Below are 23,954 nucleotides of genomic sequence, written 5' to 3'. Positions count from 1 at the left end.
GGTAGGGTTTTACGTGGGTCAGTCTTAGACGGAAATTACTGCGTTAGCTGGGTCAATTTTCGGCGGCAATCAACAGGCAAGGACCTTGGGCGTCAAGTAGAGGGGAATAGATGAGCGCGATCAGCGGGTGCTGAAAAGCACTACCTTACTCAAAAAACATGTTGACTACATTGGATCTTCTTGTTGGTAGGAAATTCAAGCCCGGCGTTCTGGATCGCCGAGCGCACGCGTTCGCGCGCCTCCTTGACCTCCGTCTCGGCCAGCCCCACCAGGGTGAAGCTCGGCAGGCCGTTCGCCGGATGCACCTCGACCGTGACGGCGGCGGCCTCCAGGCCGAGCAAGGCGCGGCTTTGCACCAAAGACAGACTCATTGCTCTCCCTCTCCCCAAGTTGGTGCGCCTGCGACATGCAGGCCCAGGACCGTGCAGCGTGCAAGCGTGTGCAACTGCCGGAAACAGGGCTTGTAACGATTTGGCGCTCACCGCCGCGCATCGCCGCCCTCTGGCCGGGGCGGTATTTGTGCACTTTGGCACGCTCCCTGCTTTGAGGGTGCTCAGGTCCAACAACACACTTGCGAGGAGTTCCCTGATGACGCACCGTACCGCCGCCCAGGCGTTGATCGTTCTGGCCACTGCACTGACCGCCTCGGGCGCCGCCATGGCCCAGGCCGCCGACGCCGCAGCCCCGGCACCCGCGCCCCTGCTCACGGGCAATGTCTCCCTGACCTCGAACTACAAGTTCCGCGGCCAGGACCAGGACATGATCGGCAAGAACGACTACGCCAAGACCAAGGGCTTCAAGCCCGCCATCCAGGGCGGCTTCGACTACGCCTTCGGCGAGAGCGGCTTCTACGTCGGCAACTGGAACTCCAGCGTCAACTGGCTCAAGGGCAACAGCATCGAGAGCGACATCTACGGCGGCTACAAGTTCAAGGCCGGCCCGGTCGACATGGACGTCGGTGCGCTGACCTACATCTACCCGGGCAACTCGGCAGGCAACACCACCGAGCTCTACGTGGGCGCCACCTACGCCAACGACAGCTTCGGCTCGTTCACGGCCAAGTACTCGCACACCGTGTCGAAGGACTACTTCGGCTACGCGGGCAACAAGGCCGGCTCGGGCCTGAAGGGCACCAACACCGGTTACCTGAACCTGGCCTACAGCAAGGAGATCGTGCCCAAGGTCACGCTGAAGGCGGCGGTCGGCTTCACCAACATGTCCAGCGACATCCGCAGCCTGGGCTACAAGAGCTACGTCGACTACAACATCGGCGCCACCTACGACTTCGGCAGCGGCCTGACGCTCACCGGCTCGGTGCAGGGCGCCAACAAGAAGAGCTCGTACCTCGCCGTGGCCAACCCGGGCTACGACTTCGGTTTCGGCACTTTCGGCCAGACGACGTACTCGCCCAACAAGGCACGCTTCATCGTCACGCTGACGAAGACGCTGTAATCGACACAACAACCAGGCGCGGCCCACGTTGCCGCGCCACCTTTCATCCATCCAGAAGGAGCAACTCATCATGAAGCTGGTCACAGCCATCATCAAACCGTTCAAGCTCGACGAGGTGCGTGAAGCACTCTCGGCCATCGGCGTGCAGGGCATCACCGTCACGGAAGTGAAGGGCTTCGGTCGCCAGAAGGGCCACACCGAGCTGTACCGCGGCGCCGAGTACGTGGTCGACTTCCTGCCCAAGGTGAAGATCGAGGCGGCCATCTCCGACGACCTCGTCGATCGCGTGATCGAGGCGGTGGAGGGCGCTGCGCGCACCGGGAAGATCGGCGACGGCAAGATCTTTGTCTACAACCTCGAGCAGGTCGTGCGCATCCGCACCGGCGAAACGGGCCGCGAAGCCCTCTGATCGAGTCCTGGCCCGAAAGAACAACGACTATGAAAAAACTTCTTGTCTCTCTTGCGCTCGGTTTGAGCGTCTTCGTCGCCGGCACGTCGGCGCTGGCCCAGGCACCCGCCGCCACCCCTGAGGCACCGGCTGCGTCGGCACCTGCCGCGGCTGCACCCGCGCCTGCAGCGGCTGCAGCACCCGCTGCTGCCGAAGCTGCACCCGCCGCCCCGGCTGCGGCACCCGCGCCCAAGGTCGACTCCGGCGACACCGCCTGGATGCTCACCTCGACGCTGCTCGTGATCCTGATGACCATCCCCGGCCTGGCGCTGTTCTACGGCGGCCTGGGCCGCTCCAAGAACATGCTGTCGGTGCTGATGCAGGTCTTCGTGATCTTCTCGCTGATCAGCATCCTGTGGGCCATCTACGGCTACAGCCTGGCCTTCACGGGCGACGGCAATTTCTTCGGAAGCTTCGACAAGATCTTCATGAAGGGCATCACGCAGGAGACCTTCGGCGCGCTGACCACGATTCCCGAATACGTGTTCGTCGCCTTCCAGGGCACCTTCGCGGCCATCACCGTGGCGCTGATCGTCGGCGCCTTCGCAGAGCGTGCCAAGTTCTCGGCCGTGCTGCTGTTCTCGGTGATCTGGTTCACCTTCAGCTACGTGCCGATGGCCCACATCGTGTGGGGCGGCGGCCTGCTGGGCAAGGACGGCGCGCTCGACTTCGCCGGCGGCACCGTGGTGCACATCAACGCCGGTATCGCCGGCCTCGTCGGTGCCTACATGATCGGCAAGCGCGTCGGCTACGGCAAGGAAGCCTTCACGCCGCACTCGCTCACGCTCACCATGGTCGGCGCTTCGCTGCTGTGGGTCGGCTGGTTCGGCTTCAACGCCGGCTCGGCAGGTGCGGCCAACGCCGCCGCCGGCCTGGCCTTCGTGAACACGGTGCTCGCCACCGCCGCCGCGGCCCTGTCGTGGATCCTGGGTGAGAGCCTGCACAAGGGCAAGGCCTCGATGCTGGGCGCCGCGTCCGGTGCCGTCGCCGGCCTCGTGGCCGTCACGCCCGCCGCCGGTTTCGTCGGCCCGATGGGTTCGATCGTGCTGGGCCTGCTGGCCGGACTGGTCTGCCTGTGGGGTGTGGGCGGCCTCAAGCGCATGCTCGGTGCCGACGACGCGTTCGACGTGTTCGGCGTGCACGGCGTGGGCGGCATCCTGGGTGCCATCCTGACCGGTGTGTTCGCAGCCAAGGGCCTGGGCGGTACCGGCGGCCTCACGCCCGACACCTTCACGATGGGCGGCCAGGTCTGGATCCAGGTCAAGAGCGTGCTGTTCACGATCGTGTGGTCCGGCGTGGTGGCGTTCATCGCCTTCAAGATCGCCGACCTGACCCTCGGCCTGCGTGTGTCGGAAGAAGAAGAGCGCGAAGGCCTCGACATCTCGTCACACGGCGAAACAGCTTACAACCGCTGATTCGCACACAGACAGACAGCGGGTGGTCCGGCACGGCGCCGACCCCCGCGCTTCAAAGACCACCACCACCCTTTTCGACACAAAGAAGAACAACAGCTCCCGGTTTTTTCAGGCGAGTCTCCTTTGGATGTTCAGCCCGCGAGCGCTTCGGCGTCAGCGGGCTTTTTTTTGCCCGCAGCCCGCATGGCCGGGGGCACAATCGCCCCACCATGTGGACCTCCATCGAAGACAGCCTCTGCGAACTGGGTGAATCGCCGTTCTGGCACCCGCACGAACGCGCGCTCTACTGGCTCGACATTCCGGGCCGCGCCGTGCTGCGCACGCGCGGCGACATCGGATCGCCCACGGCCATGGTCGAGCGCTGGGCCCTGCCCACCGAGCCCGGCTGCATGGCGCCGGCACGCAGCGGCGGCCTCGTGATCGCGCTGCGTGACGGCATCTACCGCGCCCGCGAATGGGGCGGTGAACTGGTCGCGATGGCACGCGCGGAGCACGACGTGCGCACCATGCGCTTCAACGACGGCAAGTGCGACGCGCTCGGCCGCTTCTGGGCCGGCTCGCTCAACGAGGCCAAGGACCGCGCCAACGCCGCGCTCTACTGCTTCGACGCACGCCCGGGAGACGTCTCGCCCACCATCACGTCGATGCTGGAACACGTCACCACCGCCAACGGCCTGGCGTTCTCGCCCGACAACGGCACCCTGTACTGGGCCGACACCGCCGCGCACGTGGTGCGCGCCTGGGACTGGGACGCCGAGGCCAACACGCTGTCGCATGCGCGCGTGTTCCAGCAGTTCGATGCCAAGCCCGCGGGCTGGGTGCCGGGCGCGCCCACGCACTACGACGGCCGCCCCGACGGCGCCACCGTCGACGCCGCGGGCCACTACTGGGTCGCGATGTTCGAAGGCGCGCAGCTGCTGCGCTTTGCGCCCACGGGCGAGCGCGTGGCGGCCATCGCAGTGCCGGTGCAATGCCCGACCATGCCCTGCTTCGGCGGCGACGACCTGCGCACCCTGTTCGTCACCAGCGGGCGCAAGGGCCGTCCGGCCGACGAGCTGGTGCAGCGCCCGGCCTCGGGCACCGTGCTCTCGATGCGCGTCGACACGCCGGGCCTGCCCGTGAATTTCTTCGAAGACTGAGCCTTCCGGCTGCTTGCGGATGGCGTTGCACCACATCCCCCCGATCCAATGCCTGCTGACCTTCGAGGCCGTCGCGCGGCTGCGGCATGCGGGCCGCGCGGCCGACGAGCTGTGCGTGACGGCCAGCGCCGTGAGCCACCGCATCCGCCAGCTCGAGGCGCACGTGGGCTTCAAGCTCTTCGGGCGCAGCGACTTCAGCCTCACGGCCGACGGCGCGGCCTACCTGGCGAACGTGCGCGTCGGCCTGGCCGCGCTGCAGCAGGCCACGCCCGGCAGCCGTGACGCGGCGCTGCGTGCGCCGCGCCTGAGCGTGGCCGTCACGCCGACCTTCAGCCGCCAGTTCCTGATGCCGCGGCTGGAGCTGTTTCGCAACCTCTACCCCGACATCGAGCTGGCGTTGCATGTGTCGATTCCGCTGCTCGACGTCACGGCCGAGCAGACCGACCTGCAGGTGCGCTACGGCATCGGCGCCTACGCTGACTGCGAGCACCGCCTGCTCATCGCCGAGGACGTGGTGCCCGCCTGCAGCCCGAGCTACCTCAACGAGTTCGGGCCCTTCGACGGCTTTCGCACCGCGGCCGAGATCGCCAGCGCGCGGCTGATCCGCAGCCCGCTCGAGCCCTGGGGCACCTGGTTCGCGAGCTGCGGCATCGACCAGCCCGAGCCCCACCTGGGCTCGCAGTTCAACGACCTGGGCCTGGTCTACGACGCGGCGGCCAGCGGCTTCGGCGTGGCGCTGGTGCGACAGAAACTGGGCGCCGCCTGGTTCGAATCGGGCCGGCTGGTGGCGCTGTCGGAACGGCCCGTGCCCTCGCCGCACCGCCACTACATCTGCTGGCAGCCGGGCACGCTGGAGCGCTGGGAATGCGCCGCCTTCGTCGACTGGCTCGCACAGATGCTGCATTGATGCGCGGTTGACCGACAGGTCGGCGCGACAAATTTTTATCAAGGTCCGGGCAAAAATCCTTCAACCCGGACGGTGCGCATCTCCCTAGAGTGCGGGGCACAACAACAGCCTCCCCGGAGACAACGCATGACCTGGCAGCAGATCTACGACCCGTTCGGCAACATGATCATTTCCACCGCGCTCGCCGCGATCCCGGTGGTGGTGATGCTCGCGTGCCTCGGCTTCTTCCACATCAAGGCCCACATCGCCGCCGGCCTGGGCCTGCTGGCGGCGCTGGCCGTCGCCGTGTTCGCCTACGGCATGCCGGCCGAGATGGCCGGGCGCGCCGCGCTCTTCGGCGGCTTCACGGGCCTGCTGCCGATCGGCTGGATCGTGCTGAACATCATCTTCCTGCAGCAGCTGGCCGAACAGAACGGCAGCTTCAAGGTGCTGCAGGACTCGCTCTCGGGCATCACCGAAGACCGCCGCATCCAGCTGTTGCTGATCGCCTTCTGCTTCGGCGCCTTCTTCGAGGGCGCGGCGGGCTTCGGCACGCCGGTGGCGGTCACGGCCGGCATCCTGATCGGGCTGGGCTTCTCGCCGCTGGCCGCCTCGGGCCTCTCGCTGATCGCCAACACGGCGCCGGTGGCCTTCGGCGCGCTCGGCACGCCGGTGATCACGCTGGCCAAGGTGCACGGCTACGACCTGATGGAAGTCACCGCGATGATCGGGCGCCAGCTGCCGTTCTTCTCGCTGTTGGTGCCGTTCTGGCTGGTCTGGGCCTTCGCCGGACGCAAGGCGATGATGGAAGTGTGGCCGGCCATCCTGGTCACGGGCGTGTCGTTCGCGGTGCCGCAGTACCTGGTGTCGAACTTCATCGGCCCCGAGCTGGTCGACATCATCGCGGCCATCGTGTCGATGGCCAGCCTGGTGCTGTTCCTGCGCGTGTGGCAGCCCAAGAACGTGTGGCGCTCGCCCTCGCTGCGCGGCAAGGACGTGAGCGCGCACGAGGCCAAGCCGCCGGCCGCCATCGTCGTGCACAGCCGCGAGGCGCTGGTGCGCGCGTGGATGCCCTGGGTGATCCTCTCGGTGTTCGTCTTCATCTGGGGCCTGCCGGCGGTGAAGACCGCGCTCAACGGCGTGTTCGCGCCCGCGTTCCCGATGGGCGGGCTGCACAACCTGATCGAGAAGATGCCGCCGGTGGTGTCCGCGCCCACCAAGGAGGGCGCGGTGTACGTGCTGAACCTGCTGTCGGCCACGGGCACCGGCATCCTCCTGTCGGCGATCGTGAGTGCGCTGTTCATGAAGTACAACCCCGTCGAGATCGCGCGTACCTTTCTTCGCACGCTCTGGATGGTGCGCTACTCGCTCATGACCATCGTGCTGATGCTCGCGCTGGGCACGCTCACGCGCTACTCGGGCACCGACACCACGCTGGGCCTGGCGTTCGCCAACACCGGCGTGTTCTATCCCTTCTTCGGCACGCTCATGGGCTGGATCGGCGTGGCCATGACCGGCTCCGACACGGCCTCGAACGTGCTGTTCGGCGGCATGCAGAAGGTCGCGGCCGACCAGCTCGGCCTGGCGCCCAACCTCATGGGCGCGGCCAACAGCTCGGGTGGCGTGATGGGTAAGATGATCGACGCCCAGTCGATCGTGGTGGCCTCCACCGCCACGCGGTGGTTCAATCACGAAGGCGACATCCTGCGCTACGTGTTCTTCCACTCGATCGCGCTGGCCTCGCTGGTCGGCCTGTACGTGACGCTGCAGGCCTATGTGTGGCCATTCACCCTGATGGTCGTCCGCTGAAAGTTGCTCCCGCCATGAATGCTCCCGTCACGACCGAACAGCACGCGCAGCTGTCGAAGGCGGAGCGCCAGGCGCAGGTGGTGCGGGCGCTGCAGGCGCACCTGCCCGCGCATGCGCTCATCTGGCACGCCGAAGACACCACGCCCTACGAGTGCGACGGCCTCACGGCCTACCGCCAGCGTCCGCTGGTGGTGGCCCTGCCCGAGACCGAGGCGCAGGTGGCCGCCGTGCTGCGCGCCTGCCATGCGCTGGCCGTGCCCGTGGTGGCGCGCGGCGCCGGCACCGGGCTCTCGGGCGGCGCCATGCCGCACGCGCTGGGCGTGACGCTGTCGCTCGCCAAGTTCAACCGCATCCTGAAGGTCGACCCCGTGAGCCGCACGGCTGTCGTGCAGTGCGGCGTGCGCAACCTCGCCATCAGCGAAGCCGCCGCGCCCTTCAACCTGTACTACGCGCCCGACCCATCGAGCCAGATCGCCTGCACCATCGGCGGCAACGTGGCCGAGAACTCGGGCGGCGTGCACTGCCTGAAGTACGGCCTCACGCTGCACAACGTGCTGCGCGTGCGCGGCTTCACGGCCGAGGGCGAAGCGATCGAGTTCGGCGGCGAGGCGCTCGATGCGCCGGGGCTCGACCTGCTCGCGCTGGCCATCGGCAGCGAAGGCATGCTGGCCGTGACCACCGAGGTCACGGTGAAACTCGTGCCCAAGCCGCAGCTGGCGCGCTGCATCATGGCCAGCTTCGACGACGTGCGCAAAGCCGGCGACGCGGTCGCGGCGGTGATCGCGGCGGGCATCATCCCGGCCGGACTGGAGATGATGGACAAGCCCATGACCGCCGCCGTCGAAGACTTCGTGCACGCCGGCTACGACCTCGACGCCGCCGCCATCCTGCTGTGCGAATCGGACGGCACGCCCGAAGAAGTCGAGGAAGAAATCGGCCGCATGACCGAGGTGCTGCGTGGCTGCGGCGCCACCGCCATCGCCGTGAGCACCAGCGAAGACGAGCGCATGAAGTTCTGGAGCGGCCGCAAGAACGCCTTTCCGGCGTCGGGCCGCATCAGCCCCGACTACATGTGCCTGGACTCGACCATCCCGCGCAAGCGGCTTGCCGACATCCTGCTGGCGATCCAGGAGATGGAGAAGAAGTACAACCTGCGCTGCTGCAACGTGTTTCACGCGGGCGATGGCAACCTGCATCCGCTGGTGCTGTTCGATGCGAACGATCCCGACGAGCTGCACCGCTGCGAGCTGTTCGGCGCCGACATCCTCGAGACCAGCGTCGCCATGGGCGGCACCGTCTCGGGCGAGCACGGCGTGGGCGTGGAAAAGCTCAACAGCATGTGCGTGCAGTTCACCGCGGCCGAGAACGAGCAGATGTTCGGCATCAAGCGCGCCTTCGACCCCGCCGGGCTGCTCAACCCCGGCAAGGTGATCCCCACGCTGCAGCGCTGCGCCGAGTACGGCAAGGAAGTGGTGCGCGGCGGCCGGCTGGCGCACTCCGACCTGCCGAGATTCTGAGAACGTGATGAACATGGACACCGCCCTCCAGCAGGTCGTCGAGCGCGTGCGCGCCGCCGCGGCCGATGCCACATCGCTGCGCCTGCGCGGCGGCGGCACCAAGGATTTCTACGGCCAGCCGCCGCGCGGCGAGCTGCTCGATCTGCGCGCGCTCGCCGGCATCACGAGCTACGAACCGAGCGAGCTGGTCGTCACCGTGCGCGCCGGCACGCCGCTGGCCGAGCTCGAGGCCGCGCTCGCCGAACAAGGCCAGTGCCTGCCGTTCGAGCCGCCGTGCTTCGATGCAGGCGGCACGGTGGGCGGCATGGTCGCCGCCGGCCTCAGCGGCCCGTCGCGCGCCAGCGTGGGCGCAGTGCGCGACTACGTGCTCGGCACCACGCTCATCAACGGCCGCGCCGAGGTGCTGAGCTTCGGCGGCCAGGTGATGAAGAACGTCGCCGGCTACGACGTCTCGCGCGTGCTGGCCGGCTCGCTCGGCACGCTGGGCGTGATCGCCGAAGTGAGCCTCAAGGTGCTGCCCGTGGCGCCCGCCGAGGCCACGCTCGCCTTCGCCTGCAGCCAGGCCGATGCGCTGCGCCTGCTCAACGAGTGGGGCGGACGCCCGCTGCCGCTGAACGCGAGCAGCTGGTTCGAACACGCGCCCGGCGCGGGCGTGCTGCGCCTGCGGCTGCGCGGCGCCGTGGCGGCCGTCGAAGCCGCCTGCGCGCAACTCGGCGGCGAACGCCAGGACCCGGTGCGCGCGGCCGCCGGCTGGGCCGCGCTGCGCGATCAGCGCATGCCGTGGTTCGCGCTCGATGCCGACGGTGCGCTGGCGCTGTGGCGCCTGTCGGTGCCGCAGACCGCGCCGGTGATCGCCATCGAGGGCTGCGCCGCGCCGCTGGTCGAATGGCACGGTGGGCAGCGCTGGTACCTCGCGCCGCCCGCGCAGGCCGCGCGCCTGCGCGAGGCCGCGCACGCAGCGGGTGGCCATGCCACGCTGTTCCGCGTGCCCGCGGCGCAAGCGGCTGATTGCGACGTGCCGCGCTTCGACGCACTGAGCGCGCCGGTGGCACGCATCCATCGCGCGCTGATGCAGGAGTTCGATCCGCACGGGGTCTTCGACCGCGGCCGGCTCTTCGCAGGCGACCAATAAGAAAAGAAACACCCACCCCGCGATGCAAACCGAACTAGCCCCCGAATTCCGCGACACCGACGCGGGCCGCGAAGCCGAAGCCATCCTGCGCAAGTGCGTGCACTGCGGCTTCTGCACCGCCACCTGCCCGACCTACCAGCTGCTCGGCGACGAGCTCGACGGGCCGCGCGGGCGCATCTACCTCATCAAGCAGGTGCTCGAAGGCCACGCGCCCACGCGCAGCACGCAGCTGCACCTGGACCGCTGCCTCACCTGCCGCAACTGCGAAAGCACCTGCCCGAGCGGCGTGCAGTACGGAAACCTGGTCGACATCGGCCGCAAGATCGTCGACGAGAAAGTGCCGCGCCCGGCGATGGAGTCGGCCACGCGCTGGTTGCTCAAGGAAGCGCTGCCGTCGCCGCTGTTCGGCCCCGCGATGGCGCTGGGCCAATCGGTGCGCGGCCTGCTGCCCGAAGCACTGAAGGCCAAGGTGCCCGTCAAGCAGGACGCCGGCCGCTGGCCCACCGCCACGCACGCGCGCAAGGTGCTGATGCTCGCGGGCTGCGTGCAGCCGTCGATGGCGCCGAACATCAACAGCGCCACCGCGCGCGTGCTCGATGCGGCCGGCATCCAGGCCGTGGTCGCGCCCAAGGCGGGCTGCTGCGGCGCGGTGAAGTTCCACCTCAACGACCAGGACGGCGGCAAGGCGCAGATGCGCGCCAACATCGACGCATGGTGGCCTTTCGTCGAACGCGGCGAGGTGGAGGCCATCGTGATGAACGCCTCGGGCTGCGGCGTCACCGTGCGCGAGTACGGCCACCTGCTGCAGCACGACGCGGCCTATGCCGCGAAGGCCGCGCGCATCAGCGCCCTCACGCGCGACCTGAGCGAACTGCTGCCCGAGCTCGTGCCCGCGCTGCAGGGCCGCGTGCGTGCGCCCGAAGGCGTGGTCGCCTACCACCCGCCGTGCACGCTGCAGCACGGCCAGAAGCTGCGCGGCGGCGTCGAGACGCACCTGCGCGCGCTCGGCTTCGACGTGCGCGTGGCGATGAACGAATCGCACCTGTGCTGCGGTTCGGCCGGCACCTACTCGGTGTTGCAGCCCGAGCTGGCCTACCCGCTGCGCGACCGCAAGCTCGGCCACCTGAAGCAGCTGCAGCCCACGACCATCGCCTCGGCCAACATCGGCTGCATCACGCACCTGCAAAGCGGCAGCGGCGACACGCCCGTGCGGCACTGGGTCGAGCTGCTCGACGCGGCGCTGCAGGCGCCCGCAGGGTAGGGCGCACGCGCACGGCAGGGCACGTTACCGTCCGACGTGCGCCTGGCGTGTTCGGGCGCATCATGGCGGACCGAAGACGCTGCAAGGAGTTCGTGCCATGTCTTTCGTTTCTGCTTTTCCGCTGCGCCGCGCATTGCTGGCCGCCGCCTGCATCGCAGGCACCGTCGCCGCGCAGGCGCAGCAGCCGCCCTCGGCCCTGCCGCCCTGGCAGGGCATCGGCACCACGCGCTATGTGTGCGGCGGCATCGGCTCCGACGAGTCGGACGCCATGCGCGCCGCCATGAAGAACCACCCGCTGTCGCTGCTGTTCGCGCGCGCCGACGGCGCCTACCTGGCCAACCTGAATGTCGCGATCAAGGGCGGCGACGCCAACAGCTCCGCCGCCATGGCCTTCACCGCCAACGGGCCGGTGTGCCTCATCGACGTGCCGGCGGGACGCTATGTGATCGACGTGAGCACGTCGAAGGGCGAAACCAGGAGCCAGACCGTGACGGTCGGCGGCGCGCCGAAGACGGCCGACTTTCGCTTCTGATCAGCCGGCGGCGAGCGCCGCCTCGATGTCGCGCGTGAGCGAGGCCGGCGTGTCCAGCGGTGCGTAGCGCTTGAGCACCGCGCCGTCGCGACCCACGAGGAACTTGGTGAAGTTCCACTTGATCGCCGTGCTGCCCAGCAGGCCCGGCTTTTCCTTGGTGAGCCACTGGTACAGGGGCACCGCATTGCTGCCGTTGACGTCGATCTTCTCCATCATCGGGAAGCTCACGCCGTAGTTGGTCATGCAGAAGGCGCCGATTTCCTCGTTGCTGCCCGGGTCCTGGCCGCCGAACTGGTTCGACGGAAAACCCAGCACCGTGAGGCCCTGGCCGGCGTACTTCTCGTGCAGCGCTTCCAGGCCCTCGAATTGCGGCGTGAACCCGCACTTGCTCGCCGTGTTGACGATCAGCAGCACCTGGCCGCGGAAGGTCGAGAGCTTCACCGGCTTGCCGTCGATGCGGGTGGCTTCGAAGTCGTAGACGCTGGTCATGGGGGAGTTCCTCAGGTGGACGCGGAAACGCCATCATCGCGCGCGGGCGGGGTTCGCGCAAACGCCGACCACACCGCGCCCAGCACGATCAGCGCGCCGCCGACGAGGATGCGCGAGTTCATGGTCGACGCGCCCAGCGCCACCGACGAGACGCTCGCGAACAGCACTTCCGACAGCATGATCACGGAGGTCGCGCTGGCCGCCAGCTTGGGTGCGCCGTACTGCAGGCACACGTTGGCGACGATGAAGCCCGTGCCCAGCAGCGCGGCCCAGCCCAGCCAGCCCGGCGAGGCGAGCAGCGGCGAATCGATGCCGCCGAACGCGGTGCCGCCCACGGCGCCGACGCCCGCGACCACGGTGCAGCCCCAGAACATCGCCAGCGCGCGCGACTCGCCCGGCGCATGCCGCAGGTGGCGCAGCACGATGTTGGTCACGGCAAAGCCGAAACCCGCCGCCACGCCCAGCCAGTCGGGCAGGCTCGAGGGCACGGGCCAGTCGGTGCCGGGCGCCTTCAGCACCACGACCACGCCAGTGAGCGCCAGTGCCACCCGCGCCAGCGCGCCGCCCGTGGGCCGCTCACCCAGCAGCAGCCAGGCCAGCAGCACGCTCCACAGCGGCATCAGGTAGAACAGCAGCACCACGCGCACCACGTCGCCCTGCGTCACGGCCCAGTTGAAACCCACGTTGGTGAAGCCGGCCGCCAGGCCCAGCGCCGCCAGCATCGGGAACGCGGCGAAGGCTTTCCAGGCGTGCCGGCGCAGGAGGCCCATCGCCGTGGCGATGACGAGGTAGATCAGGCAGGTGGTCCACAGCGGATGCAAGCCGTGGCTGGCGATCTGGCGGAACGGAATCCACGAAACGCCCCACACGAAGGCGTTGAACATCAGGGCAAGTGCGGGCATGGGGGCGTTGGAGTGGGGGCGCTCGGCGCGCCGGCCATTCACCAACGCGGTCGCGCAAGGTCAGTGGTGCTTGTCGCTGCGGGCGATGGCCAACAGGTGCTCGACCTCTTCAGGATACTTCTTGAGGTTGTTCTCGTGCCAGCGCTTGATGAGCCACATGCAGCCCGCCACCACGAGGCCGAAGGCGCTGATCGCGCCGTAGGCCGACAGGCCCAGGCCCGTGCACACGCTGTAGAAGCCGCCCAGCAGAAGAATGCAGGCCTGCTCGTTGAAGTTCTGCACGGCAATGGAGCGGCCCGCGCCCATCAGGTTGTGGCCGCGGTGCTGCAGCAGCGCATTCATCGGCACCACCAGGAAGCCGCCCAGGCCGCCCAGGATGATCAGGAACGGCACCGCCAGCCAGACGTTGCCGATGAAGTTCATGCAGATCACCATCAGGCCCATCGCGATGCCCATGGGGATCACGCGCGTGGCCATGTCCAGGCGCATGTACATCGAGGCCACGATGGCGCCCACCGCGGTGCCGATGGTCACCACGCCGGTCAGCGCCGAGGCCTGGGTGGTGTTGTATTCGAGCGCCACGGCGGCCCAGGCCAGCACGATGTACTTGAGGTTGCCGCCCGCGCCCCAGAACAGCGTGGTGGTCGCCAGCGAGATCTGGCCCAGCCGGTCGCGCCACAGGCGGGCGTTGCAATGCCAGAAGTCGGGCAGCAGGCCGGCCAGGTTGCGCACCATGCTCTGCGCGGGGTCGGAGCGCAGCGGGCGCATCTCGACGCCGGTGTGCGGGATGCGGGTGTTGAACCAGGCTGCGAGCACGTAGACGAAGATCAGCACCGCAATGGCGGCCTCGGCCGGCGAGTCGATGCCGGTGTCGATGAACGGCAGGTCGATCAGCAGCAGGTGGCTCGACACCGCGTGGCCCACCAGCATGCCGCCGAGCACGATGCCCAGCAGGATCGAGGCGATGGTCAGCCCTTCGATCCAGCCGTTGGCCTTGACCAGCTGCGACGACGGCAGCAGCTCGGTCAAGATGCCGTACTTGGCCGGCGAGTAGGCCGCCGCGCCCAGGCCCACAATGGAATACGACAGCAGCGGGTGCGAACCGAACAGCATCATCAGGCAGCCCACGACCTTGATCGCGTTGCTGATGAACATCACCTTGCCCTTGGGCAATGCGTCGGCGAAGGCGCCCACCAGCGGGGCCAGCACCACATAGAAGACCGCGAAGATCGGCACCAGGGCGGCCCGCTGCCATTCGGGGGCGCCCGAACTTCGCATGAGATCGACGGCAACGACGAAAAGCGCTTGGTCGGCCAGCGACGAAAAGAACTGGGCCGACATGATCGTGTAAAAACCGCGCTTCATCGATGGGCTGGCTGGCCAGAGGGTCTGCTGGCGGTAGTGAAAAAGTGTCGCGTCAGGCGCGAATGGGCGGTTATAGCATGGGGGTACGACGCGAATTCAGGCATCCCCACGGGATTCGACCCCATTCCCGAAGATGCTAAAACGTGGTCTGAAACCACCCCAACACCCGCCATGCCGCGCCCCATTCTCGCCACCGTCCACACCGCCGCCCTGCGCCACAACCTCGACCGGGCCCGCCGCTCGGCCGTCGACGCCCGTGTCTGGGCCGTCGTCAAGGCCAATGCCTACGGGCACGGCATCGAGCGTGTCTTCGAGGGCCTGCGCGGCGCCGACGGCTTCGCGCTGCTCGACCTGGCCGAGGCCGAGCGCGTGCGCGCGCTGGGCTGGCGCGGCCCGGTGCTGCTGCTCGAAGGCGTGTTCGACGCGCGCGACCTGGAGCTGTGCTCGCGCCTGGACCTGTGGCATTCGGTGCACTGCGACGAGCAGATCGACATGCTCGCGGCCCACAAGACCCTGAAGCCGCAGCGCGTGTTCCTGAAGATGAACTCCGGCATGAACCGCCTGGGCTTCTCGCCCGAGCGCTTCGGCTCGGCCTGGACGCGCCTGAACGCGCTCCCGCAGGTCGACGAGATCTCGCTCATGACGCACTTCAGCGACGCCGACGGCCCGCGCGGCATCGAGCACCAGCTCGAGGTGTTCGAGCGCGCCACGCGCGACCTGCCCGGCGAGCGCTCCATTGCCAACAGCGCCGCCACGCTGCGCCATGCGCCGCGCACGCGCGGCGACTGGGTGCGCCCCGGCATCGTGCTGTACGGCAGCGCCCCCGACTTCCCCGAGCACGACGCGGCGCACTGGCAGCTGCAGCCGACCATGACGCTGTCGACCCGGCTCATCTCGGTGCAGACGCTGAAGGCCGGCGACACCATCGGCTACGGCTCGCGCTTCGCGGCCGAGGGCCCGCTCACCATCGGCATCGCGGCGGTCGGCTATGCCGACGGCTACCCGCGCCACTGCGACACCGGCACCCCGGTGCTCGTGAACGGCGTGCGCACTCGCATGGTGGGCCGCGTGAGCATGGACATGATCACCGTCGACCTCACGCCCGTGCCCGACGCCGCTTTCGGCGCCGAGGTCACGCTGTGGGGCCGCTCGGCCCTGACCGGCGCGGTGCTGCCGATCGACGAGGTGGCCCAGGCCGCCGGCACCGTCGGCTACGAACTCATGTGCGCGGTCGCGCCGCGGGTGCCTTTCGCACCGGCCGACGAATAGTCGCTGCCGGCCAGCGCGCCGAGCATGTGCTCCACGAGCACCCGGCACTTGGGCGGCAGGTAGCGGCTGGGCGGGTACATCAGCCACGCGTGCCCCTGGTAGCTGCCCTGCAGCGCCCAGTCGGGCAGCACGCGCACCACGCGGGCGTCGTCCAGCGCCTCGCGCGCCGTGAAGGCCGGCACGCAGGCCACGCCCAGGTCCGCGAGCGCGCCGTCGAGCCGCATCTCGCTGTGGTTGCAGACGTAGCGGCCGTCCACCACCACCTCGACCTCGTCTTCACCTTCCTTTCGGAAGCGCCAGTGGTTGTCGCGCTCGTGCTCGCCCAGCGACAGGCAGCTGTGCGCGCGCAGGTCGTGCGGGTGCGCGATGGCGCCGTGGCGCGCCAGGTAGGCCGGCGTGGCGCACAGGATGTGCTCGACCGCCATCAGCTGCCGCGCCACCAGCCCCTCGGGCGGCGCCGTGGTGAGGCGCACCACGAGGTCGACGCCTTCGCGGATCGGGTCGATGTCGCGGTCGGCCACGATCAGCTGCACGTCCACCGCCGGGTACTGGCGCAGGAAATCGAGCAGGTGCGGATGCAGCACGCGCCGCGCAAAGGCCTTCGGCGCGCTCAGGCGGACCCGGCCGGTGGGCGTGCGCGCGAACTGCGCGCCGATGTCCATCGCGCCCTGCGCCGCCGCCACCAGTTCGCGGCAGCGCGCAAAAGCCTCGGCGCCGGGCTCGGTGAGCCGCAGCTGGCGCGTGGTGCGCTGCAGCAGCTGCACGCCGATCTCCTGTTCGAGCCGCTTCACCTGCCGGCTCGCGGCCGAGGGCGTGATGCCCAGCAGGTCGGCCGCGGCCGAGAAGCTGCCCAGTTCGGCGACCCGCACGAAGGTCACCATCTCGGGCAGCACCTTGAGAAATGAATTAGTTCCGACCACGCAAGAGTCCTGTTCCGGCCGACGGCTGTGCGGCCCTGGTGCCGCCCGGAACAATGCGCCTTCTCTTCTTCTTTCAGGCGCCCCGGGCCGCGGGCAGACAGTATGGATTCAAAGGCGTTGCAAGGTGCGGTCCCGGCGGGGCGCGGGTCGTGGACGGCCGGCTTCGGCCCGGCCGAACTCATGCTGCTGCTCGTGGCGGCGGTCTGGGGCGGCAGCTATGCGGTGGCCAAGCAGGCGACGCAGCAGCTGCCGGTGCTCGAGTTCGTCGCGCTGCGTTTCGGCCTCACCTTTCTCGTGCTGCTGCCCGCGCTGCGGCCGCTGTGGCGCGACCCGCAGTGGCGCCAGGGGCTCGCCGTGGGCGGCCTGCTGGGCGCCAACCTGCTCGCCATCTTCCTGTGCGAGACCTTCGGCGTCTCGCTGACCCTGGCGAGCAACGCCGCCTTCCTCATCAGCCTGTGCGTGGCGATCACGCCGTTCGTCGAATGGTGGCTGCTGGGCCGGCGGCCCGCGCGGCGCGTGTTCTGGGCGGCCGGGCTCTCGGCCGTGGGCGCGGCCCTGCTGTCGGCGCCTTCGCTCGCCGACCTGTCGATGGGGTGGGGCGACGCCCTCATGCTCGCCGCCGCCTTCCTGCGCGCCGTCATGGTGTGCCTCACCCGCCGCCTGGCGGGCCGCCACACCCTGCCGGCGCTCACGCTGACGGCCGTGCAGTCGGGCGTGATGGCGCTGGGCGCGGCGGCGCTGTCGCTGCTGGCCGCGTCGGGCGGGCGCGCCTGGCACCTGCCGCCCGCCACGGCCGGCTTCTGGTGGGGCATGGCGTACCTCGTGCTGCTGTGCACCGTGTTCGCCTTTTTCGCGCAGAACCACGCGGCCTCGCGCAGCAGCCCGAGCCGGGTGTCGCTGCTCATGGGCAGCGAGCCGGTGTTCGGCGCGGCCATCGCGGCCCTCGGGCTGGGCGAGCGCATCGGCGCCTGGGGCTGGGCCGGCGGCCTGCTGATCGTGGGCGCGGCCCTGTGGGTCAGCCTGGCGCCGGAGGAGGGCGGGCCGCAGGGGCGCCCCTGACGGCGGAAGGGGGCCGGCTGGGCGCGGCCCCCGGCTCGTGGCATCCTCGGGGGCTGCGGCGTTTCGCCGCCCCCCACCACACCAAGGAATGCAGACATGGGCGCGCAATGGAAAGCCAAGCACAAGGACGTGGCCGCGAATGCCAAGGGCCGGCTATTCGGCAAGCTGGCCAAGGAAATCATGATCGCCGCGCGCAACGGCGCCGATCCGGCCTCGAACGCGCGGCTGCGGCTGGTCGTCGAGCAGGCCCGCAAGGTCTCGATGCCGAAGGACACGCTCGACCGCGCCATCAAGAAGGGCGCCGGCCTCACGGGCGAGGCGGTGCACTTCGACCACGTGATGTACGAGGGCTTCGCCCCGCACCGCGTGGCCGTGATGGTCGAGTGCCTGACCGACAACGTGAACCGCACCGCGCCTGAAATGCGCGTGCTGTTCCGCAAGGGCCAGCTCGGCACCTCCGGCTCGGTCTCGTGGGACTTCGACCACCTCGGCATGATCGAGGCCGAGCCCGCCAGCAAGGACGCCGACGCCGAAGTGGCCGCCATCGAAGCCGGCGCCCAGGACTTCGAGCCGGGCGCCGACGACGGCACCACCCTGTTCCTGACCGAGCCCGCCGACCTCGACCTGGTGAGCCGCGCACTGCCGGCCCAGGGCTTCACCGTGCTGTCGGCCAAGCTGGGCTACCGGCCGAAGAACCCCATTGATCCGGCGAGCCTGAGTGCGGCGGACCTGGAAGAGGTCGAGGCGTTTCTTGCCGCGATCGATGCGAACGACGACGTGCAGAACGTGTACGTCGGGTTGGCGGGTTGAGCTGAACGCCTGAGGTTCGGGGCGGCGATCACGCCGACGGGGCACCTTGCTCCGCGAGCACCCGGTGTCCTGTGCACGCGTCCCGAACATCTTCGAATGAACGGAGCCCTCCAGCGCGGAGACAATCCGCGCCGGAGGAAAACAGTTCAATGACCCATTCGACGAAGAAACGAACGCCGTCGCGTGCCACACGGCATGCCCTCGGCCTGGCACTGGCCATCGCCGGCTTCTCGGCACAAGCCCAGACCGAAGCGGCCGCACCGCCCATGGCCGCAGCCTCGGCACCCGCCGAAGCCACCCCAGCCGCAACCCCATCCCAAACCCGCGTGCGCTACCTGCGCATGCCCCAGCAGAGCGGCGCCGATCACCTGCGCGTGGTGCGGCGCGAAGACACGGTGGGCCGCGTGGCCGGCCAGGTCGCGTTGAACGTCGCGTTCGCCGTGCTCGGTACCGGCGCGGCCGTGCAGGGCTTCTCGAAGGACGGCCTTGGCGGCACCACGCTCGAAGCGTTGCGCGACGACCCGGTGAGCGTCAACCCGGCGATGAGCGACCTGCAGGAGGCCCTGAGCAAGATCGCCACCGACATCTACCGCCGCCGCACCGAGACCGCCCTCGCCACCGCGCTGACCGACGGCTCCACGCCCGAAGAGATCGAGGCCGCGCGCCAGACGCCGAAGGAGGCCGACTCGCCGCTGGTCCCGGGGTCGTGGCACCTCGTCTACGAAAACCTGATGGGCTCGGACGAACTGTTCCGGCTCAAGTACGGCGCCTCGCTGGGACGCGCGGGCTTCATGCGCCCGCCGATCGGCTGCAGCTACGAATCGGAGCCGCTGGCCTGGACCCAGTGGCAGGCCGACGGCTGGCAGCGGCTGCGCGAGGAACGCACGAAGATCGTGGCCCGTTGCGTCGAGGCCATCGGCGCCGCGCCCGAAAACCGCTGGTAATCGGCGGCAGACGGCTCAGTACAACCCGAGCTGCCGCGTGCGCAGCCGCGCCAGCCCCAGCAGCGCATCGGTGAACGGCGTGGCCACGCCCGTCAGCTCGCCCAGCTCGCGCACCACGGTGACGAGCGCGTCGAGTTCGACCGAACGGCCCGCCTCCACGTCCTGCAGCATCGAGGTCTTGAACGCACCGAGCTTCATCGTCACCGCATGCCGGTCCTCGGGGCTCTGCGTGATCTCGATGCCGATGCGTCGGCCGATCTCCTTGGCCTCGAGCATCACCGCCGAGATGAACCCGCGCACGTAGTCGTCGCCCATGATCAGGTCGGTGGTGGCGCCGGTGAGCGCGCTGATCGGGTTCACCGTCATGTTGCCCCACAGCTTGAACCACACGTCCTTCTGGATCTGCGGCGACAGCGTGGTGTCGATGCCCGTGCTCTTGAGCAGCTCGACCAGCTTCTGCACCCGCGGCGTGGCCTGGCCCGACGGCTCGCCCACGATCAGCCCGTTGCCGAAGTGGTGCCGCACCACGCCCGGCCCGTCGAGCGAGCAGCTGGCGTGCACCACGCAGCCGATCACGTTGCGCGACGGAATGGCCTTGGCAATGGCGCCCTCGGGGTCGACGGCCGCGAGCCGGTGCCCCGTGATCTCGCCGCCGAAGCCGCCTTCGAGGAACCACCACGGCACGCCGTTCATGGCCACCAGCACGATCGTGTCGGGCCCGATCAGCGGCCCGATGCGTTCGGCCACGCCGGCCAGCGCGGGCGCCTTCACGGCGATCACCACCAGGTCTTGCACACCGAGTGCCTCGGGGTCGGCCACCGCGTTCACCGGCACGCGCGTGCGCACGTCGCCGCGCATCAGCGAAAGGCCGTCCTTCTGCAGCGCGTCGAGCGTGGCGCCGCGCGCCACCACGTTCAGGCGCTGGCCTGCCTGTGCGAGGCCGACGCCGATCCATCCGCCGATCGCGCCGGCGCCGTAGATGCAAATCTTCATGGGAACAGGCGCCTCAGTTGCGGTAGCTCGGGTCGATGCGGTCCACTTGCCGCACCAGCGCATTGAACACGTCCTGCCCGGCGCCGTGCGCGGGGCTGAACTGCAGCGCGTCGCGCGTGCAGCGCTGCGCGATCTCTTCGCTCACCGGAATCGCGGCGCCCATCGAGAAGGTCGCCATCTGGATCTCGCAGGCGCGCTGCAGCGTCCACAGGATCGCGAAGGTCTGCGGCAGCGTCTGGCCCCAGGCCAGCAGGCCGTGGTTGCGCAGGATCACCGCGTTGCGATCGCCGATGCTCTTGAGCAGACGCGGGCCTTCGTCGGCATGGATCGTGATGCCCTCGAAGTCGTGGTACGCCACCATGCCGTGCAGCTGGGCGGTATAGAAATTGGTCTGCTGCAGGCCGCCCTGCAGGCAGGCCACGGCCACGCCGGCCGTGGTGTGCGTGTGCATCACGCAGTGCGCGCCGGGCAGGCCGTCGTGGATGGCCGCGTGCACCACGAAGCCGGCCGGGTTCACCGGGTAGGTCGAGCCGTCGAGCACCTTGCCCTGCAGGTCGATCTTCACCAGGTTGCTGGCCGTCACCTCGCTGTAGTGCAGGCCGAAGGGGTTGATGAGGAACTGCTTCTCGCCACCGGTCACGCTGTCAGGCAGCCGCACCGTGATGTGGTTGTAGATCATCTCGGTCCAGCCCAGCATCGCGAACACGCGGTAGCAGGCCGCGAGCTCCTCGCGCGCGGCGCGCTCGTCGGGATGGATCGAGGGATGGACCAGCGCCGACGGCGCGGTGGTGGCGAGTGTGTTCATGGCAGTTCCTTCATGTGATCAACCTTCAGCCGTGAAGCCGACCTCTTTCACGATCGGCGCCCACTTGGCGGTGTCCTTCTTCAGTAGATCGGCCAGCTCGGCCGGCGTGGAAGACATGGCTTCCAGGCCGAAGGTGCCGAGGCCGTCGATCACGTCCTTCTGTGCGAGCGCGTTCTTCATCGCCGTGTTGAGCTTCGTCACCAGCTCGGGCGAGGCCTTGGCCGGCAGGAAGAAGGCGAACCATTCGCTGTGCGCCATGTTCTTGATGCCCTGCTCGCCGAAGGTCGGCACATCGGGCGCGAAGCGGCTGCGCTTGGCACCCGACACGCCCAGGATGCGCACCTTGCCCGATTGCAGGTGCTGCGTGATGTCGCCGATGGGGCCCGACACCGCCGAGATGTTGCCGCCCAGCAGGTCGAGCATGGCCGGTTGCGTGCCGCGGTAGGCCGCGTGCTTGAGCTCGACACCCGCCTGCTTGCCCAGCAGCGCGCCGATGAAGTGCGGCGTGGAGCCCGCGGCCGGCGAGCCGTAGTTGGCGCCGGCCGGGTTGGCCTTGGCCCAGGTGAGGAACTCGGGCACCGTCTTGATGGTGGCCGGCACGGCCGGGCCGACCGCGAAGCCGAAGTCGAAGATGCAGGCCAGGCTCACGGGCGTGAGGTCGACCATCGGGTCGTAGGGCAGCTTCTTGTAGATGTGCGGGTAGATCGTGAGGATCGACGTGGGCGTCTGCAGGATGGTGGTGCCGTCGGCCGGACGGCCCTTCACGTAGCTCACGGCGATCTGGCCGCCCGCGCCGGTGCGGTTCTCGACCACGGCGGTCTTGGCGTAGTCGGGGCTCAGCTTCAGCGCCAGGCGCCGGCAGGTGGTGTCCGAGGTGCCGCCGGCCGCGAAGCCGGTGACGATGGTGGCGTTCTCGAGCGCGGCAGCCTGCGCAAAGGCCTGCTGGCCGAGGCTGGCGAGCAGCGCCGAGGCGCCGGTGGACTGCAGCATGTGGCGGCGGGTGAAGGTCATGTCTGTCTCTTTTCGGGTGGGTGAGGAGTCAACAGGATCACGACTCGTCGCGCAGCCAGGTGACCGCGCCCGAGTGGGTCACGGCGCCCTGGTGGGCAGGGCGCACGGTGAGCGCGTATTTTTCCAACAAACCACCGTGCGCCACCCCCGCGTTTACCTCACGTCCGGCCAGCCGCGACGCGATTTCTTCTGCAGTCAATTCAACACAAATGTTGCGCGCCGCGGCGCGTGCATCGATGGCCACCATGTCGCCGTCGCGCAGCACCGCGATCGGCCCGCCGTCGGCCGCCTCGGGCCCCGCGTAGCCGATGCACAGGCCGCGCGTGGCGCCCGAAAAACGCCCGTCGGTGAGCAGCGCCACCTTGTCGCCCATGCCCTGGCCATACAGCAGCGCGGTGATGCCCAGCATCTCGCGCATGCCGGGGCTGCCCTTGGGGCCCTCGTTGCGGATGACGATCACGTCGCCCGCTTCGTAGCGGCGGTTCTGCACGGCGGCCTGCGCTTCTTCTTCCGAGTTGAAGACGCGCGCCGGACCGCGGTGCACCAGCGTCTTCAGGCCCGCCGTCTTGAGCAGCGCGCCGTCGGGGCAGAGGTTGCCCTTGAGCACGGCCAGCCCACCGTCGCGCGTGATCGGGTTGCCCGCTGCGCGCACCACGCGGCCGTCGGGCGCGGCGGCGTCGGCCACTTCCTCGGCCAGCGTGCGGCCGGTGAAGGTGAGGGCGTCGCCATGCAGGAAGCCCTGCTCCAGCAGCGTGCGCAGGATCACGCCCGCGCCGCCGATGTAGTACACGTCGCGCGCCAGGTACTGGCCGCCCGGACGCAGGTCGGCAATGAGCGGCGTGCGCGCGAAAATTTCGGCCACGTCGTCCAGGTGGAACTTGATGCCGGCCTCGTGCGCGATCGCCGGCAGGTGCAACGCCGCGTTGGTCGAGCCGCCCGTGGCCGAGACCACGGCGCAGGCGTTTTCGAGCGCCTTGCGCGTCACGACGTCGCGCGGCAGCGGGCCGTCGCCCATCACCGCCTTCATGAGCTGCTTCGCGGCGCGGCGCATCAGCGGCGCGCGTTCGCTGAACACCGCGGGCACCATGCTCGAGCCGATGGGCGCCAGGCCCAGTGCTTCCGACACCATGCCCATCGTGTTGGCCGTGAACTGCCCCGCGCAGGCGCCGGCCGTGGGCAGGCAGGCGCGGCTCATGGCGTCGAGCTCGTGGTGCGTGGCGGTGCCGGCCAGCACCTTGCCGATGGTCTCGTAGGTGTCGACCACGTTGAGGTCGCGGCCATCGGGCCCGGGCATCTGCCCCGGCAGGGCAGAGCCGCCGTGCACGAACACGCTGGGCACGTCGCAGCGGACCATGCCCATCATCAGGCCGGGCAGGTTCTTGTCGCAGGCGCCGATGGCGAAGATGCCGTCCCACTGGTGGCCGCGCGTGGACGCCTCCACGCTGTCGGCGATGAGCTCGCGCGAGATCAGCGAGAAGCGCATGCCCGAATGCGCCATCGTCAGCCCGTCGCTCACCGACACCACCGGGCATTCGTGCGGCGTGCCGCCGCCGGCGTAGATGCCGGTCTTGGCGTGCTGCGCCTGCTCGCGCAGGTTGAGGTTGCACGGGCTCATCTCGCCGCCCGTGTGGAACACGCCGACGTGCGGGCGCGCGATGTCCTCGTCGTCCTGGCCCAGCGCGTGCAGGAAGCTGCGCGTGGTCGCGCGGATCGTGCCCTCGCGGATGGTCGCGGAGCGGAAGCGTTTCGTGGGGTCGGTGGGCGTGGTCATGCGGCTGGCGAAGGCTGGCTCGTGA

At 69.2% G+C, this 23,954-nt stretch carries 22 protein-coding genes and 1 pseudogene; 14 read left to right on the top strand and 9 right to left on the bottom strand.

Annotated elements, in window-relative coordinates; all coding sequences use genetic code 11:
- Positions 1-173: 173 nt before the first annotated feature.
- Positions 174-371 (bottom strand): annotated as a pseudogene (locus tag AC07Q9_RS23295) (magnesium chelatase domain-containing protein); the annotation flags it as partial.
- A gap of 217 nt (positions 372-588) precedes the next feature.
- Between AC07Q9_RS23295 and AC07Q9_RS23290 the strand changes: the two are divergent.
- From AC07Q9_RS23290 to AC07Q9_RS23245, 10 genes are all read left to right on the top strand, one after another.
- Complete coding sequence (locus AC07Q9_RS23290; protein ID WP_492682381.1) at positions 589-1,452, top strand: TorF family putative porin; 864 nt, start codon at positions 589-591, stop codon at positions 1,450-1,452.
- Between the two features lie 70 nt (positions 1,453-1,522).
- A complete protein-coding gene (glnK, locus tag AC07Q9_RS23285; RefSeq protein WP_099794566.1) occupies positions 1,523-1,861 on the top strand; it encodes a P-II family nitrogen regulator in 339 nt (112 codons plus the stop codon).
- A gap of 29 nt (positions 1,862-1,890) precedes the next feature.
- Positions 1,891-3,315 carry an ammonium transporter gene (locus AC07Q9_RS23280; RefSeq protein WP_495311938.1) on the top strand — a complete coding sequence of 475 codons (1,425 nt, stop codon included), beginning with the start codon at positions 1,891-1,893 and terminating at the stop codon, positions 3,313-3,315.
- A gap of 209 nt (positions 3,316-3,524) precedes the next feature.
- Positions 3,525-4,454, top strand: a complete 930-nt coding sequence (locus tag AC07Q9_RS23275; protein WP_495311937.1) for an SMP-30/gluconolactonase/LRE family protein — start codon at positions 3,525-3,527, stop codon at positions 4,452-4,454.
- Positions 4,455-4,473: 19 nt separating this feature from the next.
- Positions 4,474-5,361: a LysR substrate-binding domain-containing protein gene (locus AC07Q9_RS23270; RefSeq protein ID WP_489060308.1), complete on the top strand. Its 888-nt coding sequence runs from the start codon at positions 4,474-4,476 to the stop codon at positions 5,359-5,361.
- 126 nt (positions 5,362-5,487) lie between these two features.
- Positions 5,488-7,149 carry an L-lactate permease gene (locus AC07Q9_RS23265; RefSeq protein ID WP_495311936.1) on the top strand — a complete coding sequence of 554 codons (1,662 nt, stop codon included), beginning with the start codon at positions 5,488-5,490 and terminating at the stop codon, positions 7,147-7,149.
- Positions 7,150-7,163: 14 nt separating this feature from the next.
- On the top strand, positions 7,164-8,666 hold the full coding sequence (locus tag AC07Q9_RS23260; RefSeq protein ID WP_495311935.1) for an FAD-linked oxidase C-terminal domain-containing protein: 1,503 nt from the start codon (positions 7,164-7,166) through the stop codon (positions 8,664-8,666).
- 13 nt (positions 8,667-8,679) lie between these two features.
- The gene (gene glcE / locus AC07Q9_RS23255) at positions 8,680-9,798 is read left to right on the top strand and encodes a glycolate oxidase subunit GlcE (RefSeq protein WP_495311934.1); all 1,119 of its coding nucleotides are present in this window, start codon (positions 8,680-8,682) and stop codon (positions 9,796-9,798) included.
- A gap of 22 nt (positions 9,799-9,820) precedes the next feature.
- Positions 9,821-11,059 carry a glycolate oxidase subunit GlcF gene (gene glcF / locus AC07Q9_RS23250; RefSeq protein WP_495311933.1) on the top strand — a complete coding sequence of 413 codons (1,239 nt, stop codon included), beginning with the start codon at positions 9,821-9,823 and terminating at the stop codon, positions 11,057-11,059.
- A gap of 97 nt (positions 11,060-11,156) precedes the next feature.
- A complete protein-coding gene (locus tag AC07Q9_RS23245; RefSeq protein WP_489060301.1) occupies positions 11,157-11,591 on the top strand; it encodes a carboxypeptidase regulatory-like domain-containing protein in 435 nt (144 codons plus the stop codon).
- On the opposite strand, the gene AC07Q9_RS23240 is transcribed toward AC07Q9_RS23245, so the two are convergent.
- The 3 genes from AC07Q9_RS23240 to lplT are packed head-to-tail and all read right to left on the bottom strand — an operon-like array spanning position 11,592 to position 14,347.
- A complete protein-coding gene (locus tag AC07Q9_RS23240) occupies positions 11,592-12,080 on the bottom strand; it encodes a glutathione peroxidase (protein WP_495311932.1) in 489 nt (162 codons plus the stop codon). It lies immediately after the preceding gene.
- Positions 12,081-12,091: 11 nt separating this feature from the next.
- A complete protein-coding gene (locus tag AC07Q9_RS23235) occupies positions 12,092-12,982 on the bottom strand; it encodes a DMT family transporter (RefSeq protein WP_495311931.1) in 891 nt (296 codons plus the stop codon).
- 60 nt (positions 12,983-13,042) lie between these two features.
- A complete protein-coding gene (gene lplT / locus AC07Q9_RS23230; RefSeq protein WP_489060295.1) occupies positions 13,043-14,347 on the bottom strand; it encodes a lysophospholipid transporter LplT in 1,305 nt (434 codons plus the stop codon).
- A gap of 171 nt (positions 14,348-14,518) precedes the next feature.
- On the opposite strand from lplT, the gene alr reads away from it, so the two are divergent.
- Complete coding sequence (gene alr, locus AC07Q9_RS23225) at positions 14,519-15,616, top strand: alanine racemase (RefSeq protein ID WP_070063521.1); 1,098 nt, start codon at positions 14,519-14,521, stop codon at positions 15,614-15,616.
- On the opposite strand, the gene AC07Q9_RS23220 is transcribed toward alr, so the two are convergent.
- Positions 15,559-16,497 (bottom strand): LysR family transcriptional regulator, encoded by a 939-nt coding sequence (locus tag AC07Q9_RS23220; RefSeq protein WP_495311943.1) that lies wholly within the window; start codon positions 16,495-16,497, stop codon positions 15,559-15,561. The genes alr and AC07Q9_RS23220 overlap by 58 nt on opposite strands.
- Before the next feature lie 219 nt (positions 16,498-16,716).
- Here AC07Q9_RS23220 and AC07Q9_RS23215 point away from each other — a divergent pair, with 219 nt between their 5' ends.
- The 3 genes from AC07Q9_RS23215 to AC07Q9_RS23205 all read left to right on the top strand — a co-directional run bounded on the left by AC07Q9_RS23215 (position 16,717) and on the right by AC07Q9_RS23205 (position 19,349).
- Positions 16,717-17,595, top strand: coding sequence for a DMT family transporter (locus AC07Q9_RS23215; RefSeq protein WP_495311942.1), 879 nt, complete (start codon positions 16,717-16,719; stop codon positions 17,593-17,595).
- 96 nt (positions 17,596-17,691) lie between these two features.
- Positions 17,692-18,405 (top strand): YebC/PmpR family DNA-binding transcriptional regulator, encoded by a 714-nt coding sequence (locus tag AC07Q9_RS23210; RefSeq protein WP_489060289.1) that lies wholly within the window; start codon positions 17,692-17,694, stop codon positions 18,403-18,405.
- Between the two features lie 149 nt (positions 18,406-18,554).
- Positions 18,555-19,349 carry a hypothetical protein gene (locus AC07Q9_RS23205; RefSeq protein ID WP_495311930.1) on the top strand — a complete coding sequence of 265 codons (795 nt, stop codon included), beginning with the start codon at positions 18,555-18,557 and terminating at the stop codon, positions 19,347-19,349.
- 15 nt (positions 19,350-19,364) lie between these two features.
- Here AC07Q9_RS23205 and AC07Q9_RS23200 read toward each other — a convergent pair whose 3' ends face one another.
- From AC07Q9_RS23200 to ilvD, 4 genes are read right to left on the bottom strand one after another with little or no spacing between them, the layout of a single operon-like run.
- Positions 19,365-20,342 carry a 2-dehydropantoate 2-reductase gene (locus tag AC07Q9_RS23200; protein WP_095949818.1) on the bottom strand — a complete coding sequence of 326 codons (978 nt, stop codon included), beginning with the start codon at positions 20,340-20,342 and terminating at the stop codon, positions 19,365-19,367.
- A gap of 13 nt (positions 20,343-20,355) precedes the next feature.
- Positions 20,356-21,147, bottom strand: coding sequence for a class II aldolase/adducin family protein (locus tag AC07Q9_RS23195; RefSeq protein WP_095949817.1), 792 nt, complete (start codon positions 21,145-21,147; stop codon positions 20,356-20,358).
- Positions 21,148-21,165: 18 nt separating this feature from the next.
- Positions 21,166-22,158 (bottom strand): Bug family tripartite tricarboxylate transporter substrate binding protein, encoded by a 993-nt coding sequence (locus tag AC07Q9_RS23190; RefSeq protein WP_095743196.1) that lies wholly within the window; start codon positions 22,156-22,158, stop codon positions 21,166-21,168.
- Between the two features lie 37 nt (positions 22,159-22,195).
- Entirely contained in the window at positions 22,196-23,929 is a 1,734-nt protein-coding gene (gene ilvD, locus AC07Q9_RS23185; protein WP_495311929.1) for a dihydroxy-acid dehydratase, read from the bottom strand.
- Positions 23,930-23,954 lie beyond the last annotated feature (25 nt).

It is taken from the genome of Variovorax sp. GW821-FHT09A10 (genome assembly GCF_059418385.1).
This window is presented reverse-complemented; position numbering and strand designations above follow the sequence as displayed.

What these genes read in the sequence shown, in the direction of transcription:
- AC07Q9_RS23190 (WP_095743196.1), bottom strand. Translation starts at nt 22,158, where the DNA reads ATGACCTTCACCCGCCGCCACATGCTGCAGTCCACCGGCGCCTCGGCG.
- ilvD (WP_495311929.1), bottom strand. Translation starts at nt 23,929, where the DNA reads ATGACCACGCCCACCGACCCCACGAAACGCTTCCGCTCCGCGACCATC.
- AC07Q9_RS23265 (WP_495311936.1), top strand. Translation starts at nt 5,488, where the DNA reads ATGACCTGGCAGCAGATCTACGACCCGTTCGGCAACATGATCATTTCC.
- AC07Q9_RS23240 (WP_495311932.1), bottom strand. Translation starts at nt 12,080, where the DNA reads ATGACCAGCGTCTACGACTTCGAAGCCACCCGCATCGACGGCAAGCCG.
- AC07Q9_RS23205 (WP_495311930.1), top strand. Translation starts at nt 18,555, where the DNA reads ATGACCCATTCGACGAAGAAACGAACGCCGTCGCGTGCCACACGGCAT.
- glnK (WP_099794566.1), top strand. Translation starts at nt 1,523, where the DNA reads ATGAAGCTGGTCACAGCCATCATCAAACCGTTCAAGCTCGACGAGGTG.
- AC07Q9_RS23220 (WP_495311943.1), bottom strand. Translation starts at nt 16,497, where the DNA reads ATGGTGACCTTCGTGCGGGTCGCCGAACTGGGCAGCTTCTCGGCCGCG.
- alr (WP_070063521.1), top strand. Translation starts at nt 14,519, where the DNA reads ATGCCGCGCCCCATTCTCGCCACCGTCCACACCGCCGCCCTGCGCCAC.
- glcE (WP_495311934.1), top strand. Translation starts at nt 8,680, where the DNA reads ATGGACACCGCCCTCCAGCAGGTCGTCGAGCGCGTGCGCGCCGCCGCG.
- AC07Q9_RS23215 (WP_495311942.1), top strand. Translation starts at nt 16,717, where the DNA reads ATGCTGCTGCTCGTGGCGGCGGTCTGGGGCGGCAGCTATGCGGTGGCC.
- AC07Q9_RS23275 (WP_495311937.1), top strand. Translation starts at nt 3,525, where the DNA reads ATGTGGACCTCCATCGAAGACAGCCTCTGCGAACTGGGTGAATCGCCG.
- AC07Q9_RS23195 (WP_095949817.1), bottom strand. Translation starts at nt 21,147, where the DNA reads ATGAACACACTCGCCACCACCGCGCCGTCGGCGCTGGTCCATCCCTCG.
- AC07Q9_RS23280 (WP_495311938.1), top strand. Translation starts at nt 1,891, where the DNA reads ATGAAAAAACTTCTTGTCTCTCTTGCGCTCGGTTTGAGCGTCTTCGTC.
- glcF (WP_495311933.1), top strand. Translation starts at nt 9,821, where the DNA reads ATGCAAACCGAACTAGCCCCCGAATTCCGCGACACCGACGCGGGCCGC.
- AC07Q9_RS23245 (WP_489060301.1), top strand. Translation starts at nt 11,157, where the DNA reads ATGTCTTTCGTTTCTGCTTTTCCGCTGCGCCGCGCATTGCTGGCCGCC.
- AC07Q9_RS23270 (WP_489060308.1), top strand. Translation starts at nt 4,474, where the DNA reads ATGGCGTTGCACCACATCCCCCCGATCCAATGCCTGCTGACCTTCGAG.
- lplT (WP_489060295.1), bottom strand. Translation starts at nt 14,347, where the DNA reads ATGAAGCGCGGTTTTTACACGATCATGTCGGCCCAGTTCTTTTCGTCG.
- AC07Q9_RS23235 (WP_495311931.1), bottom strand. Translation starts at nt 12,982, where the DNA reads ATGCCCGCACTTGCCCTGATGTTCAACGCCTTCGTGTGGGGCGTTTCG.
- AC07Q9_RS23210 (WP_489060289.1), top strand. Translation starts at nt 17,692, where the DNA reads ATGGGCGCGCAATGGAAAGCCAAGCACAAGGACGTGGCCGCGAATGCC.
- AC07Q9_RS23200 (WP_095949818.1), bottom strand. Translation starts at nt 20,342, where the DNA reads ATGAAGATTTGCATCTACGGCGCCGGCGCGATCGGCGGATGGATCGGC.
- AC07Q9_RS23260 (WP_495311935.1), top strand. Translation starts at nt 7,164, where the DNA reads ATGAATGCTCCCGTCACGACCGAACAGCACGCGCAGCTGTCGAAGGCG.
- AC07Q9_RS23290 (WP_492682381.1), top strand. Translation starts at nt 589, where the DNA reads ATGACGCACCGTACCGCCGCCCAGGCGTTGATCGTTCTGGCCACTGCA.